This is a genomic window from Bacillus sp. BP-3 (assembly GCF_028401955.1).
GTDB lineage: Bacteria > Bacillota > Bacilli > Bacillales > Bacillaceae_G > Bacillus_A.
The window spans coordinates 1-2,697 of record NZ_JAQOTJ010000048.1 but is presented as its reverse complement, the minus strand read 5'-3'; the positions used below and the strand labels follow the sequence as shown (position 1 = coordinate 2,697).

At 37.3% G+C, this 2,697-nt stretch carries 1 protein-coding gene; it reads left to right on the top strand.

Annotated elements, in window-relative coordinates; genetic code table 11:
- Window positions 1–748 precede the first annotated feature (748 nt).
- On the top strand, window positions 749–2,581 hold the full coding sequence (gene ltrA, locus PLX19_RS25850; RefSeq protein WP_272191794.1) for a group II intron reverse transcriptase/maturase: 1,833 nt from the start codon (window positions 749–751) through the stop codon (window positions 2,579–2,581).
- Window positions 2,582–2,697: the final 116 nt, after the last annotated feature.

The following is a 2,697-nucleotide window of genomic DNA, read 5'->3' as shown; positions in this document are numbered from 1 at the left end:
GGTGCGACACGTTCCTAAGTGAAAAGCTTAGGCGCTGTCGAACTTACAGTTCAACAGTGAACTGTCATTCTGAGAAGTCAAATGAAAGGGTAACGCCTTGAAGGGCTTCCTCTAATCCTTCGACATGCGATTAGATTGGCAAGAATCAAATCGTATGAAGCTCGATGAAGTCGGCTGAGAGTTACCGTAAGTCAATAGACACGAAAGCTGTCCAGAGGTGGATGGCGTAACCTATAAGCCGGGAGTCTATAAAACACTCATGGTTAGGATGCACGATAAACCAGCAGCGAGTTTTGGGAGTGCAGACGAATTCCTGATGGTACGGGTCTATATCGGGAGCATATCGAAAGGTATGCTGACACAACTAGTGTCGCTACTGTGGATGAGTAAAACTCTCCTTTATGAAAGTCCATATATTGTTACAGGCAATATCAAGGTAGCAGGCTCATAGGGAAAACCTAAAAGTGTATGAAAAGATAGGAATGACGGAACGTGGTAAGCTGTCAACACAGAGGGCTTGCATCCCTATGAAGTGGTTCTAGGGAAAAACACTAGTGATATTAATTAGATGTATAACCTAGATTTATGACAGTGAAAGTGGTGGCACAGTACCTATGAAACGTGTAATGAACGTGGAGGGATAGCCACTAGTCGATTGAAGACTGACAGTTACTTACGGTTAACATGGTTTCGAGTAAGACTAAAGAGATGTAACTCTCTCCAGAAAAACGAAGGGAGGTTACAGCCCATGTTAAAGAAAACCAAACTAAGACATAGTGAATATTACGATATGCAAAGAAAGTATGATGAGTTATATTCCAGTAGTCTTAACGGTAACAACTTTTATAAATTGATTGATATCATCGGTTCTGAAGAAAATATTCGATTAGCATATCGGAACATTAAAACCAATAAGGGAAGTAAAACTCCTGGGGTTGATAATTTAACCATAAAAGACATATGGCATCTGAATGATTCGAAGATTATTTATGAAGTCAGAAAACGATTAGCTAACTATAAACCACAAGCGGTCAGAAGAGTTCTTATTCCTAAAGAAGGTAGTGATAAGAAACGACCTTTGGGTATTCCTACAATTTGGGACAGATTAGTTCAACAATCTATTCTTCAAGTGTTAGAGCCAATTTGTGAAGCGAAATTCCATAAGCATAGCTATGGATTCCGACCAAATAGGAGTACACATCACGCTTTCAGTAGAGTGGTCAGCCTTATCAACATAGGTCATCAACACTATTGTGTTGACATCGATATTAAGGGGTTCTTTGATAACGTTGACCATGGAAAGCTACTAAAGCAAATATGGACATTAGGAATAAGAGATAAATCTCTTCTATGTGTTATTTCAAAAATCCTAAAATCTGAAATTGAAGGAGAGGGTATCCCTAACAAGGGTACTCCGCAAGGAGGCATAATTTCTCCTTTACTCTCAAATATCGTTTTAAATGAATTAGATTGGTGGGTTAGTAGTCAGTGGGAAACCTATAAACCTCACAGAACCTCCACCAAACATTTAGGATTTAGACAATATGCAAAGAAATATACAAACCTAAAATGTGGTTACATAGTACGGTACGCTGACGACTTCAAAATAATGTGTCGAACTTATCAAGAAGCACAACGCTTCTATCATGCGACTGTGGATTTTCTTAAATCCCGTTTGGGATTAGAAATTAACGCTGAAAAGTCCAAAGTGGTTAACCTCAGAAAGAATGCATCTAATTTTCTTGGTTTTAAAATTAAAATAGTCAAACAAGGTAAAGCCAAATTTGGATATGTTGCTAAAACTAGTATGTCCGACAAGGCTATTACCAAAACCAAGAGGCTTTTGAAAGAAAGAATTAAGAGAATTCAAAGTGAGCCAACATCAGAGAATGTTACTAGATTTAATATAGCCCTTATTGGTATACAAAACTATTACAGATATGCAGTTACAATCTATATGGACTTAACAAAGGTGAATTACTCTATATGGAGAACCATAAAAGTCAGACTGAAAAATAAAATGAGGCACATGAAGTTTTGTGAAACATCTGCACTATTTAAGAGGAAAGCCAAGGGGATACAAGCTACATCTAAGATTTATGTTGTGCAAAACACACCACTTTTACCGGTTACAGGTGTACACCATAAAAATCCATGGAACTTTTCACAAACTATCTGCAACTATACAGAGATAGGGCGTAAAAAAGTACATAGTAACCTCAAAGCAATACCTAAAGATGTTCTCATCCAAGTTATGAATACCTACTCGAAGAGTAGAAGTATTGAATACAATGATAACAGAATATCTAAGTATATTGCTCAATATGGTAAATGCTTTATAACTGGTGAAGAAATTGGTGTTGATCGTGTACATTGTCATCACATAATCCCCATTAATAAAGGTGGAGACGACAAGTACAACAACTTGGTCATCGTGGATTGGTTTATACACAAACTCATACACATGAGTAACCTTAAAAAGGTTACTCACTACCTTCGGGCTTTTAATCTTAATAAAAAGCAAATGGATAAACTAAATGTGCTAAGAACTAAGGCTGGCAATGAACCGATAGTAATATAAATTAATTTATACTGTTAGTTGGAAACGATGGAACGCCGTATGATGGGAAACCATCACGTACGGTGTGATGTGGGGGAAAAGGCGGAGATAATATCAAACCCTTACCTATCACAATA

Coding starts and splice junctions, on each gene's coding strand:
- ltrA (WP_272191794.1), top strand. CDS start 749: ATGTTAAAGAAAACCAAACTAAGACATAGTGAATATTACGATATGCAA.